Source organism: Kurthia massiliensis (genome assembly GCF_000285555.1).
In the GTDB taxonomy this organism is placed as follows: Bacteria; Bacillota; Bacilli; order Bacillales_A; family Planococcaceae; genus Kurthia; species Kurthia massiliensis.
In genome coordinates this window covers 770,616-787,224 of record NZ_HE610996.1, presented here as the reverse complement: position 1 = coordinate 787,224, position 16,609 = coordinate 770,616, and the positions used below count along the sequence as shown (strand labels likewise).

General features: G+C 38.6%; 14 protein-coding genes and 1 pseudogene. 10 read left to right on the top strand and 5 right to left on the bottom strand.

Features of this window, described 5'->3' with window-relative positions:
- Window positions 1-4: 4 nt before the first annotated feature.
- The gene (locus tag KMHG_RS04175; RefSeq protein ID WP_010287260.1) at window positions 5-352 is read right to left on the bottom strand and encodes a lmo0954 family membrane protein; all 348 of its coding nucleotides are present in this window, start codon (window positions 350-352) and stop codon (window positions 5-7) included.
- 213 nt (window positions 353-565) lie between these two features.
- Between KMHG_RS04175 and KMHG_RS04170 the strand changes: the two genes are divergently transcribed.
- The 9 genes and pseudogenes from KMHG_RS04170 (at window position 566) to KMHG_RS04125 (ending at window position 8,442) form a co-directional block, all read left to right on the top strand.
- Window positions 566-1,393: an undecaprenyl-diphosphate phosphatase gene (locus tag KMHG_RS04170; protein ID WP_010287257.1), complete on the top strand. Its 828-nt coding sequence runs from the start codon at window positions 566-568 to the stop codon at window positions 1,391-1,393.
- 107 nt (window positions 1,394-1,500) lie between these two features.
- Window positions 1,501-1,587: pseudogene (locus KMHG_RS19745) on the top strand (DNA-binding response regulator); the annotation flags it as partial.
- Window positions 1,588-1,725: 138 nt separating this feature from the next.
- Window positions 1,726-2,217 (top strand): PepSY domain-containing protein, encoded by a 492-nt coding sequence (locus KMHG_RS17350; RefSeq protein WP_315969396.1) that lies wholly within the window; start codon window positions 1,726-1,728, stop codon window positions 2,215-2,217.
- A 146-nt stretch (window positions 2,218-2,363) separates the two neighbouring features.
- Window positions 2,364-2,519, top strand: coding sequence for a hypothetical protein (locus tag KMHG_RS19255; protein WP_161601004.1), 156 nt, complete (start codon window positions 2,364-2,366; stop codon window positions 2,517-2,519).
- Entirely contained in the window at window positions 2,488-2,883 is a 396-nt protein-coding gene (locus KMHG_RS04145) for a PepSY domain-containing protein (protein WP_010287249.1), read from the top strand. The genes KMHG_RS19255 and KMHG_RS04145 overlap by 32 nt, the downstream gene beginning before the upstream one ends.
- 600 nt (window positions 2,884-3,483) lie before the next feature.
- The gene (locus KMHG_RS04140; RefSeq protein ID WP_010287248.1) at window positions 3,484-5,715 is read left to right on the top strand and encodes a ribonucleoside-diphosphate reductase subunit alpha; all 2,232 of its coding nucleotides are present in this window, start codon (window positions 3,484-3,486) and stop codon (window positions 5,713-5,715) included.
- A gap of 178 nt (window positions 5,716-5,893) precedes the next feature.
- Window positions 5,894-6,934, top strand: a complete 1,041-nt coding sequence (locus KMHG_RS04135; RefSeq protein WP_010287246.1) for a ribonucleotide-diphosphate reductase subunit beta — start codon at window positions 5,894-5,896, stop codon at window positions 6,932-6,934.
- An 81-nt stretch (window positions 6,935-7,015) separates the two neighbouring features.
- Window positions 7,016-7,984 carry a 2-hydroxyacid dehydrogenase gene (locus tag KMHG_RS04130; protein WP_010287244.1) on the top strand — a complete coding sequence of 323 codons (969 nt, stop codon included), beginning with the start codon at window positions 7,016-7,018 and terminating at the stop codon, window positions 7,982-7,984.
- A 14-nt stretch (window positions 7,985-7,998) separates the two neighbouring features.
- Window positions 7,999-8,442, top strand: a complete 444-nt coding sequence (locus tag KMHG_RS04125; RefSeq protein ID WP_010287243.1) for a hypothetical protein — start codon at window positions 7,999-8,001, stop codon at window positions 8,440-8,442.
- Window positions 8,443-8,484: 42 nt separating this feature from the next.
- Here KMHG_RS04125 and KMHG_RS04120 read toward each other — a convergent pair whose 3' ends face one another.
- Window positions 8,485-9,660, bottom strand: coding sequence for a GGDEF domain-containing protein (locus KMHG_RS04120; protein WP_010287241.1), 1,176 nt, complete (start codon window positions 9,658-9,660; stop codon window positions 8,485-8,487).
- A 197-nt stretch (window positions 9,661-9,857) separates the two neighbouring features.
- Entirely contained in the window at window positions 9,858-10,658 is an 801-nt protein-coding gene (locus tag KMHG_RS04115; protein ID WP_010287240.1) for a TIGR00266 family protein, read from the bottom strand.
- A gap of 153 nt (window positions 10,659-10,811) precedes the next feature.
- On the opposite strand from KMHG_RS04115, the gene KMHG_RS04110 reads away from it, so the two are divergent.
- Window positions 10,812-12,290: an aldehyde dehydrogenase family protein gene (locus tag KMHG_RS04110; protein WP_010287239.1), complete on the top strand. Its 1,479-nt coding sequence runs from the start codon at window positions 10,812-10,814 to the stop codon at window positions 12,288-12,290.
- A gap of 93 nt (window positions 12,291-12,383) precedes the next feature.
- Here KMHG_RS04110 and KMHG_RS18290 read toward each other — a convergent pair whose 3' ends face one another.
- Together KMHG_RS18290 and KMHG_RS04100 are read right to left on the bottom strand one after the other, a co-directional pair.
- Window positions 12,384-13,733: a polysaccharide deacetylase family protein gene (locus tag KMHG_RS18290; protein ID WP_010287238.1), complete on the bottom strand. Its 1,350-nt coding sequence runs from the start codon at window positions 13,731-13,733 to the stop codon at window positions 12,384-12,386.
- A gap of 95 nt (window positions 13,734-13,828) precedes the next feature.
- Window positions 13,829-15,832, bottom strand: coding sequence for a sensor domain-containing protein (locus KMHG_RS04100; RefSeq protein ID WP_010287237.1), 2,004 nt, complete (start codon window positions 15,830-15,832; stop codon window positions 13,829-13,831).
- Window positions 15,833-16,609 lie beyond the last annotated feature (777 nt).

Sequence of the window (16,609 nt, the reverse complement as noted above, 5' to 3'; positions counted from 1 at the left end):
AGCGTTATTTAAAGTTTGACCATTCTTTTTCGAAGTTTTGGAATGGGTCATTTGATTTTTTTGTCGTTGTTTTCGGTTTGGCTGAGTGATTCCATTTATAGTACACGTATGCAAGTGCTGCTAATGCGATAGCACCGAGTACACCAGGGAAGTTTGCGATTGCTGTGACAGCGCCTGCGATGCCGACTAAAGCCCAGACAACTTTTGAGAAACTAGAATCTGCTTTAACGTAGAAGTGAAAACCTGCGTAAGCGATTGCTCCTGAAAACAATAAACCTCCAAGTGGTCCGATCACGCCAATAATCGTAATCCCGGCGATGACACCGAGTAATGCAAGTCCAAATTTTTTCATTTGTTTATGCCTCCTTCGTTGTTTGTAAATTTATGATACGGTGAATGCGTATTTTTTAGAACGGTCTGGAAATGGATTTTTGACTAGGTCTAGAGGCTGAGGACGTCTCAGTCTTTGAACATTTACAAAGCTGTAACTTTTTTCATGCGACGAACATGGTATGATAATGCCAAATTGTTTGTAATAGAAAATGTAGTAGATAAAGGAGAATTTATGGATATTGTAGAGTTTTTGAAAGCATTGTTACTCGGCTTCGTTGAAGGGATGACGGAGTTTGCACCTGTATCATCAACAGGGCATATGATTATTGTCGATGATATGTGGTTAAAAACCGCGGATTTTTTAGGGTCATCGTCAGCGAATACGTTTAAAATCGTTATTCAGCTCGGATCGATTTTAGCGGTCGTCGTTGTTATGTGGAAACGAATTTTAAGTTTAATCGGCTTGTACCATATTGAAGGACAAACGAAATCACAGCACTTTAATTTACTGCATGTATTCGTCGGTATTTTACCAGCGGGTGTTTTAGGATTACTTGTAGAAGATTATATCGATGCACATCTGTTTAGTATCGAAACCGTCATCATTGGCTTGTTAGTCGGTGCGTTTTTAATGATTGCTGCAGACAAATTAGGGCCGAAAAAGCCGCGTATTACGTCGCTTGACCAACTAAGCTATAAAAATGCTTTTCTAATTGGCCTCGTGCAATGTTTATCGTTATGGCCAGGTTTTTCACGTTCTGGTTCGACAATTTCAGGTGGTGTGCTATTCGGTTTGAGCCATAAAACAGCCGCAGACTTTACATTTATTATGGCGGTGCCGATTATGGCCGGTGCGAGTGCACTGTCGTTATTCAAACATTGGGAAGATATTAATCCGAGCGACATGGGCTTTTACGCCGTCGGTTTTATTAGTGCCTTTATTTTTGCGCTATTGTCGATTAAGTTCTTCTTGAAATTGATTGACCGTATTAAACTTGTACCGTTTGCGATTTACCGTATTGTCATCGCGATTATTTTAGGAATTATCGTCTTTTTATAATAGAAGAAACGTAGTGCCACGTGCGCTACGTTTTTTTGTGTCTTTTCTCAGCAGTTTTTAATAATTTGTTGGTACACTAAAGAAAAAATGTAAGAGCAGGGATTCAAATGGCGGAGCGGATTTTAATTATTGAAGATGAGCAAAACATTGCACGTGTATTAGAGCTAGAATTGCAATTTGAAGGAATTCATGCATTGTCCGGTGAAATTTTATCGATGACATGGGATGATTAATTTTCTCATGAAACGTTAATGTTCAGCTCCATATGTTCTCATATTCACACGTTATAGTAGGAGTATGAAAAATTTGAGGAGGACAAAACATATGAAAAAATTACTTGTAACGACTGTATTTGCATCAACAATTGGCTTATCGAGTGTCATTGGGTTCGCTGTGGCAGACCAGACCAAGCTTCATCACAAACGACGGCTTTTGCGAAAAGTGTAACATTTGACCAAGCGAAAAAAATCGCATTGAAAAAAGTAAACGGTACAATCATCGAAGTAGATCGTGGTGCAGATGATGGTGAATATGAATTTGAAATCCGTAAAGGGAATTACGTATATGAAGTAGAAGTAAAAAAACGTACAGGTAAAGCGTACATTACTGAAAAAGAATACAAACCTGTGAAAAAAGTAAAAGTGACGCGTGCTCAAGCAAAAGCAATCGCACTGAAAAAAGTACCAAACGGCAAAGTCGTGAAATTAAAATTAGATGGTAACAAATACGAAGTTGAAATCATTAAAGGCAAATACGAATATGAAATGGACATTAACGCTTCGACAGGTAAAATTTTAGATTACGAACGCGATCGTCGTGATTAATTAATAACATCATATGAAAAAACAGCGTATAAAAAGCGCTGTTTTTTTTCGGAATGTTTTCTCATGAAATGTTAATGTAGTCCTTCGAATCATCTCATCTAAACGGTCTATAGTAAAAGTATGACAAGACAAAAGGAGTGGATGATATGAAAAGAGCATTATTAATCGCAACATTAATCGGTACATTAGGTGTGTCAAGCATCGTCGGGTATGCAGCTTCTACATTGGATGGGAAAGGTGCACAAGACGTACAAGTGGTCGCAAATCAATGTGTCGACGACATTAGAAGATGCGAAGCGTAGCACATTAGAAAAAGTAAATGGTGATGTAATCGGAACGGATGCGAGTGATGATACACATGATGAATTTGATATTCAACATGACGACAGCATGTCAGAAGTGAAAGTAAATGAGGAGAGTGGTGTAGTAACAGAACTTGAATCAGAGTATGAACGACCTGTAACAGCAAAAATTTCGCAACAACAAGCGATTGAAATTGCGCAAAAAGAAGTGTCCAATGGAGAAATTGTGAAACTTGTATTGGAAAATGATGATGGCCTAACGGTGTATGATATTGAAATAGTGAAAAAGACGATGGAATATGAACTTAAAATTGATGCATCAACAGGCGAGATCATCGAGTATGAACAAGATGATTTAGACTGATTTTTTAGGCGTAAATTTGTATAATCAAGCATAAATACAATAGTTCCAAATCAATATATTCAGATATTAAAATAAAGGGAACGAATGGCTACGCGCCATTCGTTTTTTATATGCGGTCAAAAAAACATTACGTTTTCAGGTGTAAATACATCAAAAGAATAATTTTTATTTTGGAATTGGAGAAACTATAGGGCTTTAGTGTGCTTTTTAAATAATTAGGTTTTATACCTTGTTGAAAAGGTGAAAAATATGATAGATTAAATACTATGAAAAAACCACAATATATTTGTATGTGTAATCAACATAGACACAACATGTTGTGTTATGTGGGAAATATACATATCCTGATTATTTCCGATATCGGCCGAATATATTATGGTTTTTTACAAGGCAAGTAGCGATAAAGCTACCCAGAACAACATACATAGAGAACATTTCTGGAAGTGCTTGACACAATATATAGTGTTTATACACATTATGTAGCGTGTTAAAAGAATATGAAGAGTTAAAAAACGAAGGCTATAGGAAATAATGCAAAACATTATTTTGCTGTAATTTTGCTCGTTTTTTTATTTTGGAGTATAAAAGGAGACGGTGAGAATGGTTCAGATGATGACATATGATAGACAATCAATTTTAGCAAAATTAGAAGAAAAATTCGGTCGTGAGGAGCTAAGCCCATTATTACGAAAACACGAACGCTTTGAATCTCGACATCCAGAAGCAGATGATGCGGAATGGACGAAGAAATTGAGCCTAGATGCACTTGGCTTCTTAGACGAACAAGAGCCATATTGGACATTCGTAGCAGCCCGTCTTTTAATGATGGAAACATACAAGGAAGCCGCAGAAAAACGTGGCGTCGTAAATCCTGAAGAAGTGTATACGAAATTCCCTGAGCATATTGAGAAATTAGTGGAGAAAGGTTTATACGAATCTTTCCTAGTTGAAAAATATACAGCTGAAGAACGTCAACAATTAGCGGCGATGATCGATCCGAGTCGCGATGAAATTTTCACATACATCGGTTTAAAAACATTACTAGATCGTTACGTGACTTGCGACTACGATAAAACACCTTTAGAGCTTCCTCAAGAGCGTTTCATGATCATTGCGATGACTTTAATGCAAGATGAAAAAGAAGACCGCTTAGCGAAGATTAACGAATCTTACTGGGCAATGTCGAATCTTTATATGACAACAGCAACACCGACATTATCAAACGCTGGTAAAACGCACGGTCAATTGTCTTCATGCTTCATCGACACAGTAGATGACAGCTTACAAGGTATTTACGATTCAAATACAGACGTTGCGACACTTTCTAAATTCGGTGGCGGTATTGGCGTTTATATGGGTAAAGTACGTAGCCGTGGGTCATCAATTCGCGGTTTCAAAGGCGCATCAAGTGGCGTCATTCCTTGGATTAAACAATTAAACAATACAGCGGTATCAGTAGATCAACTTGGCCAACGCCAAGGCGCCATCGCTGTCTACTTAGACGTATGGCACCGCGATATTATGCCATTCTTAGATTTAAAACTAAATAACGGTGACGAACGTATGCGTGCGCATGATATTTTCACAGGCGTTTGCTTACCAGATATTTTCATGGAAGCTGTTGAAGAACGTGCGGACTGGTACTTATTCGATCCACACGAAGTACGAACAGTGATGGGCTTCGATTTAGAAGATTACTACGATGAAAAACGCGGTGAAGGTTCATTCCGCGAGAAATATATGCAATGTGTTGCAAACCCTGAGCTATCACGCGAAACGGTGAAAGCGATCGACATTATGAAACGTATTATGCGTTCACAACTTGAAACAGGTGTACCGTTCATGTTTTATCGTGACGAAGTAAACCGTCAAAATGCGAACAACCATAAAGGGATGATTTATTCTTCAAACCTTTGCACAGAGATTACACAAAACATGAGTGCAACAACGTATGAATCAACAACACTTGAAGATGGCATTATCGTCACACGTCGTAAAGCGGGCGATTTCGTTGTTTGTAACTTATCTTCAATCAACTTAGGTCGCGCAGTTCCTGCAGACGTATTAGAACGTTTAATTCCAATTCAAGTACGTATGTTAGATAACGTCATTGAATTAAATACGATTCCAGTTGCACAAGCAGAGTTAACAAACTCTCGCTACCGCGGTATCGGTCTCGGTACATTCGGTTGGCACCACTTGTTAGCACAAGAAGGCATCGCTTGGGAAACAGATCAAGCAGTTGAATACGCAGACAAGTTATACGAGAAAATTGCTTACTTAACGATTCAAGCTTCTTCAGCGTTAGCTGCTGAAAAAGGCGTTTACCCATACTTCGAAGGTTCTGACTGGCAAACAGGTGAATACTTCACAAAACATGGCTATGACGGCGATGAAAAATGGGAAGCATTAAAACAACAAGTTGCCGAGCAAGGTATGCGTAACGGTTATTTAATGGCCGTTGCACCGAACTCTTCAACATCAATCATTGCAGGCTCTACAGCAAGTATCGATCCGATCTTCCAAAAATCATACGCTGAAGAGAAAAAAGATTATAAAATTCCTGTAACAGTACCAGACTTAAACGAAAAAACGACTTGGTACTACAAATCAGCATACTTCATCGACCAAAACTGGACGATTAAACAAAATGCAGCACGTGCGCGTCACATTGACCAAGGGATTTCTTTAAACCTTTACGTGCAAAACAACGTGAAAGCGAAAGACTTATTAAACTTGCATATTCATGCTTGGTCTTCAGGTGTGAAAACGACATATTACGTTCGTTCAACATCTGTTGAATTACTAGAATGTGAGTCTTGCGCAAGCTAAACAACATTTAAAATCAATAGAGGGCGCATCTCGCATGCGTCCTCTATTTTGAGTACATAGCACTAATCAAATAGTTTATTTAACTAAAAATCTATTATTATAGTCTTTAAATTCCTTCTTTTTTAGTAGGGTTTGTGATAATATAAAGGCAACAGTGTAAACAGAGGAGAGAGATTCAATGACAAAAATCGAACCACGTAAATTAATGGATAAAGAGGCACCAAACCGTTCGACGGCGATCGTAAACGGTCGTTCTTCAAACGTTTTAAACTGGGATGATGTACGTTTCTCATGGGCATACCCAAAATATAAAAAAATGCTCGGTAACTTCTGGACACCATTTGAAATTAATATGTCTTCAGATGTGAAACATTTCCCAGGTTTATCAGATGATGAAAAAGAAACGTTTAAAAAAATTATCGGTTTACTAGCGCTTTTAGATAGTATCCAAACAGACTACGCGGGTCGTGTGGCAGACTTCTTAACAGACTCAAGCTTAAATGCATTGATGATTATTTTGGCGCAACAAGAAGTTATCCACAACCACTCTTACTCATACATTCTTTCAAGCCTTGTATCGAAAGATGAACAAGACCGTATTTTTGACTACTGGCGTACAGAACCAGTACTTGAAAAACGTAATGATTTCGTCATCAAAGGTTATGAAAAATTCTCAAATGAGCCAACAGTGGAAAATATGTTAGATTCAATCGTACATGACGTCATTTTAGAAGGTTTATTCTTCTATTCTGGCTTCTCATTCTTCTACCACTTAGCGCGCAATCAAAAAATGGTTGCGACGTCTACGATGATTAACTACATCAATCGCGATGAACAATTACATGTCGATTTATTCGTGAAAATTTATAAAGAACTATTAGAAGAATATCCTGAATACGATACACCAGAACGTGCAGAATACGTCCAAAACGTATTCCGTGAAGCAGCAGCGCTTGAAATTGAATGGGCAAACGAAGTCATCGGTGAAAAAATCGACGGCTTAGATATTGAAGAAGTAGAAGATTACATTTACTTCTACGCAAACGTTCGTTGTAACCAATTAGGCTATGAACGTCCATTCGAAGGCTACCGTAAAAACCCATTAAAATGGATTAAAGCGTACGAAGACGTCGATCTTGGTAAAACAGATTTCTTCGAACAAAAATCTCGTCAATATACAAAAGTAAACGTACAAGATAACGGTTTCGACGAATTATAATGAGAGACACTCGCTTTTATAGCGAGTGTTTTTTTATCGTTTCATGCTATAATTTGGTAAAAGTGCAAAGGGATGACTGTTATGCAAGCGAAACCGTTATTATGGATTACTTTTTATTTACCTGATCATTTAATTGAGCCACTCAAGCCTTTTGTTGACGTGAAGTGTTGGCAAGATCCGACGAATGATATGCCGCAGCAAGAGTTTGAAGTGGCGGCGTATGAAGCAGATATTTTATGGACTGTCGTACCGAACCGGTTAACAGCGGATGTGATTCAACGGGCTAGTCGTTTAAAAATGGTTGCGAACTTAGCAGTCGGTTATAACAATATCGACGTCGAAGCAGCGAAAGAAGCAGGCATTATCGTCACGAATACACCAGATGTGCTCGCAGATACAACAGCAGATTTAGCGTTTGCGCTCATGCTTGCAGCGGGTAGACGTATGATTGAAAGTGCAAAAGCGTTGTATCAAGGACAATGGGCGGGCTGGCAAGTACTCGGTTTTACTGGCCAAGATATTCATCATAAAACGCTCGGTATTATCGGTATGGGCGACATTGGCGAACTTGTCGCAAAACGCGCACAAGGGTTTGATATGAAGGTGCTGTATCATAATCGCAATCGCAAAGAAACGGCTGAAATGCGTTATAGTGTAACGTATCGTTCAAAAGAAGATTTATTACGTGAATCTGATTTTGTCATCGTCTTAACGCCATTAACAGCGGAGACACGTAATTTAATCGCGAAAGAACAACTCGCATTAATGAAGCCAACTGCTATTTTAATTAATGTCGCACGTGGCGGTATCGTCAATGAAGATGATTTATATGATGCGCTCGTGAACGGCACGATTTTAGCGGCAGCGTCAGATGTTTTCGTTCAAGAACCAGTGCCGACAACGCACCCGCTTTTATCGCTTTCAAACTTTACGCCGATGCCACATATCGGTAGCGCAACAGTCGATACGCGTTTAGCGATGGTTGACCGTAATGTCGCGTCGCTAACAGCTTATTTATCAAATGAAGATATTCCGTATAGAGTCGTATAGAAAGGGGATTTATCATGGTTTTAGCAAAAGGGATTACAGGTTTTTGTAGTGAAGATGTGTTACATACAGTTGAGGAAATAGATGCGAAAGCATTCCGATCAGCATGTTATGATGCCGCGTTACACCCAGAAGTGACGTTGGTTAATATTATTGATTGTGACTATCCATTTACGTATCATAAAGCGATTTTTAACGTAAACGATGAACGTGTCATCGCGTTACTGAACAATTATTATCCGATTATCGGGTTCGTTAAAGATGATGACCCGTTAGTATTTTGCGATATTCCAGCACAACTCCAATCGTTAAGTGAGCATTATACGTTATTAGATGAAGATGCATTAATGACTTATCCGACGAGTGAACAACTGACACAGCTCGATGAATATGAGCGCCACAATATTCAACATTGGGCGCCGCGTAATTTAGGGGAAATAATTTTCAATACGTGGGATTAATAAAAGGCGTTTAGGTGAGAGCACCTAAACGCCTTTTGTCGTCTATACATTCGTAAATATTTCTTTTTTCAATCGGTAGCCGTTACGACCTTGTTGTTTCATATCATAAAGCATTTTGTCTGCTTCTTTATAAAAATGTTCGAATGTCGCATCCGCCGATAACGTTCCCGCATAGCTACCGACACTAGCAGTTAAGAAACCATTGATCGATAGGGCATGTTCGATGCGCAATGCGGCAATGTGATCGACAATTTGTTGGCATTGCGCGTCTGCTTTTGTTACGTCTCCGATATTGACACCGATAAATTCTTCACCGCCCCAACGTGCGAAATAAATCGCTTGTTCGGTACCGATTGTGGATAATGTTTCAGCGACACGCTTCAAGACGATATCTCCTTGTGGATGACCATAAAAGTCATTGTACTGTTTGAAATAATCGATATCGACGATAAAAATGGCACAATGTGTCGTTGGGTGCGCATCGGCAGCTTGTTTAATATGTTCTAAAAAAGCATAACGATTCGGTAAATGTGTCAGTGCATCGTACATCGCCATTTTCGTTAGTTGTTCATTAGCGGCTGCTAAACGCTCATTTGAATGGGCGAGTTGTTGCGCAAGTTTTTTCGAACGTGTACTTTCTATTTCTAATTGTAATTGCTGAAAAATAACAGTACGTTGTGACCGACCGACGCGTACTTGCATCGTGATCCCGATGCATACGATACTAATCATAAAAATAATATATAAACGGCTACTCGGTGCAATAATAGGCGAGTCATAAACACCTTTTAACACGATGAGTGACACAATTAGTGTGTATGGTAGCATGTAACGTAACTTCGTTATAAATAACATACTGCATAAAAAATAAAAGAGCATAAACATTAAAAGGTGGCCGTACATGTATTCGTCAATATATGTAATGATTGCACCGATGAGTAGCATCATGCCGATATAACTCGCCATGACGCGTGCACGAATTTTTTCACTGACGTGAGGATATTTTTTGAAATACCAACTGTAAGCGATATTGATGACGACTAATGCGGTATACACCCATAAATAACCGATATAGTATGGCCGGGGCGACGGATAAAAAAGACGAGCGACGATATTTAAAAGACCGAGAAAGATACTAATCGTCACAATAATTTTTGCTAAACTCAAACAACGTTTAATATTTAGCGCCAAAATAAGGCTATTATATGCTTGTTGCACAATAGGCACTCCTTACATTAAGACCAAGTTAAAGTTATATTTTAACATGTTTTTAATGTGAATATGTGTCCCTTACCAATTATTGAATGATCTGCTCGATAGCTGACGCTGCGCACGCCATTTATTGCGCGTAGTTTTTCTACGAAAGAATGATAAAAAAAATCCCCCTTTCTACGAGGAGAAAAGGGGATGTTCGATTAGCGGTTAAATAAATCAAAAATACCGCCGATACCGCCTTCATCTGAAGAACGACCACCGCCGCCTTGAGATACAGGGGCAGAGGCAAAGACGCGACTAGCGAGGCGACTAAATGGCATAGATTGAATCCAAACAGAGCCTGGTCCTTGTAGTGTTGCAAGGAATAAACCTTCACCACCGAACAGCGACGTTTTAATACCGCCCGCTGCTTCGATGTTATAGTCAACACGGTCTGTCATAGCGACTAAACAGCCTGTATCGATGCGCAGACGTTCGCCTGGGCGTAAATCTTTACGAATGATCGTACCACCTGCATGGACGAACGCAAGACCATCGCCTTCAAGTTTTTGCATGATGAAACCTTCGCCACCGAAGAAGCCTGTGCCTAATTTACGTTGAAATTCGATGCCGACAGAGACACCGCGTGCCGCTGCTAAAAACGCATCTTTTTGACAAATGATTTTCCCGTTATATTGGCTTAAATCTAGCGGAATAATACGACCAGGGTAAGGCGCTGCGAATGAAACGTGTTGTTTCCCTTGTCCTTGGTTCGTAAATGTTGTGACGAATAAACTTTCACCTGTTAATAAACGTTTACCAGCACCCATTAATTTGCCCATAAAGCCAGATGCGTTACTCGATTGTGAACCGTCTCCGAAAATCGTTTCCATGACGATCCCATCTTCCATCATCATCATAGCGCCAGCTTCAGCGATTGCTGTTTCACCAGGGTCTAATTCTACTTCTACAAACTGCATATCATCGCCATGAATTTTAAAATCAATTTCGTCGTTTCTCATATGTGTCAGCCTCCAAATTGTGTAGTTATGTATGTATTTATATACGTTTCCACCTTTAAAAAGTTTCAATTCTATTAAATTCGATGACAGACACTTTTAATTTTCTATTTTTTCTGTTAATTTTAAAAAAACGACTTTTTGGGGGATAAGCCTATGAAATTAGCGCATTATATTGGTGGAGCGTTTTACAGTGATGATGAAGAGAAATATTTAGACGTCATCAACCCAGCAACGAGCGACACATTAGCACAAGTACCAATGGCATCTCTACATACGCTCGATTTAACGATTCAAGCGGCAGAGCTTGCACGAAAAGCGTGGGGAAAAGTACCAGCACCGAAACGCGCCGATTATTTATTAGCAGTTGGCTACAAACTAAAAGAGAAAAAAGAACATTTAGCACGTGTGTTAACAGAAGAAATGGGAAAAGTAATTGAAGAAGCGCGCGGTGAAATTCAAGAAGGCATCGACATGGCGTTTTATATGGCAGGGGAAGGACGCCGTCTATTAGGAGAGACGACGCCATCTGAACTGCACGATAAATTTGCGATGAGCGTGCGTACGCCCGTTGGTATCGTTGGCTTAATTACACCGTGGAATTTCCCAATCGGTGTACCTTTGTTAAAAGCATTACCAGCGATTGTGAGTGGGAATGCGGTCATTTGGAAACCTGCGTCTGAAACGCCGATCATCGCGTATGAAATGGCGAAAATTTTTGAAGAAGTCGGTTTGCCAGCAGGCGTCGTAAACATTATTTTCGGGGCGGGCAATGAAATCGGCACAGAAATCGTTCAAAACCCACATGTGCAAGTTATTTCGTTTACGGGCTCTACGTCGACAGGACGCAAAGTGGCCGAGCTTGGCGGTTATCATTTGAAAAAAGTATCGCTTGAACTCGGTGGTAAAAATGCGGTCATCGTAATGGACGATGCCGACCTTGATTTGGCCGTAGAAGGTATCGTTTGGAGTGCGTTCGGAACGGCGGGACAGCGTTGTACAGCTTGCAGTCGCGTCATCGTACACGAAGCGGTTGCCGAACAGTTGGAGCAAAAGCTACTAGCAGAAATTGAACAACTGACGATTGGCAATGGCATCGATCCGAACAATCGGGTTGGGCCAGTTATTAATATGGAGGCACTTTATAAAATTCATAGTTACGTCGAACTCGCGCAATTAGACGGTGCGACGTTGCTGACAGGTGGTCATATTTTAGAAGGAGATGACTACGATTTAGGCTGTTATTATGCACCGACATTGTTTAAAAATGTGCACCCACATTCACGTTTAGCACAAGAAGAAATTTTTGGGCCGGTCATCGGATTGATTCAAGTGGCAAGTTTAGAAGAAGCGGTCGACGTTAATAATAGCGTGTCATATGGGTTGTCCAGCTCGATTTATACGAAAGATGTGAATACTGTTTTCCGTGCACAGCGCGATTTAGATACCGGTATCGTTTACGTAAATGCCGGCACGACAGGGGCAGAAGTTCATTTACCGTTCGGCGGAACGAAAGGAACGGGGAATGGTCACCGAGATGCAGGCGCTAGTGCTGTTGAATTATATACGGAAGTGAAAAGTGTTTATATCGACTTTAGCGGTAAATTACAACGCGCACAAATAGATACACAATAAAAGCTGAAAAAAAGACATTCACGATTTGATTCAAACCGTGAATGTCTTTTGTAATTGACTAGAATTTTGTTCTAGCGCCTTTTATAGTGTCGATTATTGATTACTTTCTAGTTGTGAAATTGTCACGAATTCATAACCTTGTTGTTCTAAATACGTGAGCACACCATCTAATGCGTCAGCAGTCGTTGGGTGGATATCGTGCATTAAAATAATAGCACCTGGATAAGCATGTTGTTTAACTTGTCCAATCGTTGCCGTAGGGTTTAATGTTTTCCAGTCCAACGTATCAATGCTCCAAAGCACAGTCGGTTGTGATAATTGCTGTTCTAAACCGTGATTACGTGCACCGTATGGCGGACGAATCGTTAATGGTTCGTAGCCAGATGCTTTTTGAATAATTTTATTCGTTTTCGTAATATCAGCGAATGCTTGCGCAGCCGTCATTGTTGATAAATTATCATGTTTGTATGAGTGGTTACCAATTTCGTGACCGTCTTTCGCAACAGCTTTTGCCATTTCCGGTGCTTCTTGTACAGATTGTCCTAGCATGTAGAACGTTGCTTTCGCGTTATGGTCTCGTAAAATTTCTAATACACGTGGTGTCACTTTTTTACTTGGACCATCATCAAACGTTAAAGCGATATACTTTTTGCCATTTGCTTTTAAATCAAATACAGGTTTATCGAATTTCTTATCTAATGATGCAAGTGGGACACTCACGGCTGTTAGTTCATCGTTAAATGTGTTCGGTTGATAGTAAAATTTAATGTTTTTACCGTCTAATGCAAACGTTGAGAAGTTAGCCCATTTAGGCTCTGTTAACGCATCAATTTTTTTCGCATCAATCGTTGCTTTGCGATTTTTTTGCTGTAAGCGAATGCGTACTTCTTTTGATAAACGATTTAAACGTTCTTTCGTTTTAAGGACGTCGTTAATGTCGACAAGTTTTTTCGTTTTACGATCGTATGTAAAGACTTGCGCGGTCGTTGATACATCTTTGTTAATCAATAATTCTTTTTGTTTCAAGACGAATGTAATGTAATTGTCAGATGTCATTGCTTTAATCGACATCGTTAATTTTTCCGTTTCGCCGAATAAAAAATCATCTCGTTTTGCATACACACTTTTTTGAATGCCATCATCAATTGTTGCAATACCTGTTTTTGGGTACATTAACTTATAGCGGTCCACTTTTGATGTTTCAGTTATGTATGTTACGCCTTCAAACGGAGACTTTTCTGTCGTCACATGAACTTTATTGACAGCTTTCTTTTGTTGTTTGTCGTCTTGTTCATCTTGCGACACTTTTTTTACAGCACCAGCTAAATTTTGTCCACTTTGGTGTAAATTAACTAATACTAAAAAACACCCTAATGAAATAAGTAGTATTATCACGAGTGCTAAATTAATTTTACCTAATTTAGTCTTTGGAAACCATTGCACGCGAGTCCCTCCTGTTGCGGTAGTAACTCCATTTTACACTACAAAATAAAAAAAACCACAATTAGCCGAAATTAGCTAAAAGTGGTTTTTATTTATTAAAACAATGTCTCTACAACTGAGGCTTCCGAAGGACGTCCAATGTGATAACCCTGGGCCGCATTACACCCATATTCGGCTAATAATTCGATTTGTTCTTCTGTTTCTACCCCTTCTGCAAGGACGCGCATGTTTAAAGAATGGCCAAATTGAATCATACCGTGAATCAATTTTTGTGTTTTCTTTTGATACGCAAGCGTTGAAATAAACGTCTGATCAATTTTAAATTCTTCTAAAGGTAATAACTGCATGTAACGGAATGATGCATAACCTGTACCGAAGTCATCAAGTACGAATTTAATACCTTCTGATTGCAGTTTTTTCATTTGTGCAATAATTGAAGATTCCGCTTCGGCTTCTAACGCAAATTTTTCGGTAATTTCAATTTGTAGTAAGTCTGCTGTACAGCCTGTACGCTCTAATACTTCACGAATTAATTTCACCATGTTTTTGTCGCGGAACTCACGCACAGATGAGTTGACGCTGACGCGAATGTTGTAGCCACGATTTTTCCATTGCACTGCTTGTTCACATGCTTTTTCTAACATGAATGTGCCGATGTTATTAATTAAGCCTGTTTCTTCAGCGATTGGAATTAACACATCTGGTGGAATAATACCTAACTCTGAATCTTCCCAACGGACAAGTGCTTCGACAGCTTCAATTTTGTTTGTTTCTAAGTTGATTTGTGGTTGGTAAAGTACTTTTAAATCTTTTTGATCGAGTGCTACCATTAATCGTTTTTCGATACGTGCACGTTTGCTTAACGCTTTATGGTCATCTGTTGATAGGCTTGAAATTGTGTTGCCACCTTCAGTATGAATTTTATCGATAATTGCATGTGATGCTTTTAATAAATGGTTGAACGTTTGTTGATCATCTGGATATTTTGAAATACCACCGCAAATTGTCAGTGGCAATGCCATGCCATCAATATAAATTGGGTGTTGTTTTAAATATGATAAGAACCCTTGAATGAACCATTCACCAAGTGGCGTTAATACCGCGAAGTCATTAATCGTAATACGCGCCATAATGCTATCTTGGAAGTACATTTTCATACGGTTCGTAAATTCTTGTAATAGGAATGTTTCCATTTCTTCACTATAAAGCTCTTTTAGTGAGTAAAATTTGTCGATGCTTAAATATACGAATGTGAAATGTTGTTTTTCATCAATCATTTCGTTGACGATTTGTTCTAAACGATAACGGTTCATTAAGCCCGTTTCTTGATCGACGTACGCGATTTTTTCTAATCGTTGTTGCAATAATTTTTTTTCTGTAATATCTTTCGCCAATACTAAGAAGTAATCTGGTGAATTACCTTTTAGTGTTATCGGAATCGCAATTAATTCAACCCAATAAGATTCGCCGTCTTTTGCCATTTTCTCGACTTCACCTTGCCAGATTTTTCCGCTATGGATGACGTTCCAAATTTCATTAACTTGGTTTGTTCCTTCTTCAGTTTGTGGGAACATTTGCCATAAAGTTTTACCTAAAATACGTTTCGGTGTCCATTTGCTATATTTTAAGTAAAGTGGATTTGCAAAGTTAATAAGTCCTTCGTGATCAAGAGACAGAACCATGAAAGATTCTTCTAAGCCTGCGCGAAGGCAACTAAGTTCCGCTGCTGCACTTTCTTCTGAAGTAAACGCCTTCATAAAACGGACGATAATAATGCGTTCATCTTTAATTGTTAATGCTTTTGCAAAAAGAGACATTTGCAAAATTTCTTCATTTTTCGTGAGCAATGTAAGTGTATTGAATGCAAGCTCTTTATGAGAACGTAAAATCGTATTAAATTGCTCCTCAATTTCTTGTTGTTCACTATTAAAAATTGGTGGGAATTTTCCTAAAACTTCATCTGCGTTATATCCAAATACACTTTCACACTCAAAATTCCATGAAATAATCTTGCCTTCATGGTTCAATGTCATTATCGGACAAAGTGTGTAATTCAATATTGGGTTCGCATATTGAAAAATACTCTCGACTTCTTTCATGTCTACAACGACTCCTTGGAAATGCTTTAATAAATTCTATTATAAAGAAAAATGAGTTGTAAGTCATTACTAATGAATAGATAATTGGCAATAATATTTTCCACATAGGGGAAAAAGAGCGTATATGATACAATATAAAAAATATAAAATAGTTATTTTGTCTTTTTAATTTTTTAAATGATACAAGTACTAAATTTATATTTAATAACCATTTAAAGGTAAAAAATATAAACTTAAAAAGATTTATACCTAGGCTATTCGTATTGTAAGTGTTACGTTACGTGCCTTTAATAGATATATGAGCGATACGTATTCTATTAATTATTTATGTCATTTTATCGGTTCATGCAATATTGATATGCATATGCGGGAAGAAATAGGTGAAATGCTGTTGCTAAGACGTTTCACGAGTTGTCCACTTATAACATTTTTCATGACATTTGAAAATTACTATATCGTTAGTTGAAGCAATCATGCAAGCGTCAACATCATCATCAAATATTCTTGAACGTTGTATTGAATATTTGTGGCGATTTTTATAATAATGTGCGCAAATACATATCGCAAAATTTAATAACTAATTGATGTTTTCAACGCGATCTCATGCTGCACTTTTTTTAACAAATGGCAGGTGAGAGGAACTATTATTGCGCTACAGTGCGTTCATTTTAAAAAAATATTGTGGTGTACACATCGTTATTAAAATGTACATGATGAAGTACAACGGTGCTTGAGGCGTTGTACCTGTTATCGAGAAGTTGCATCTATCGTCCCGTT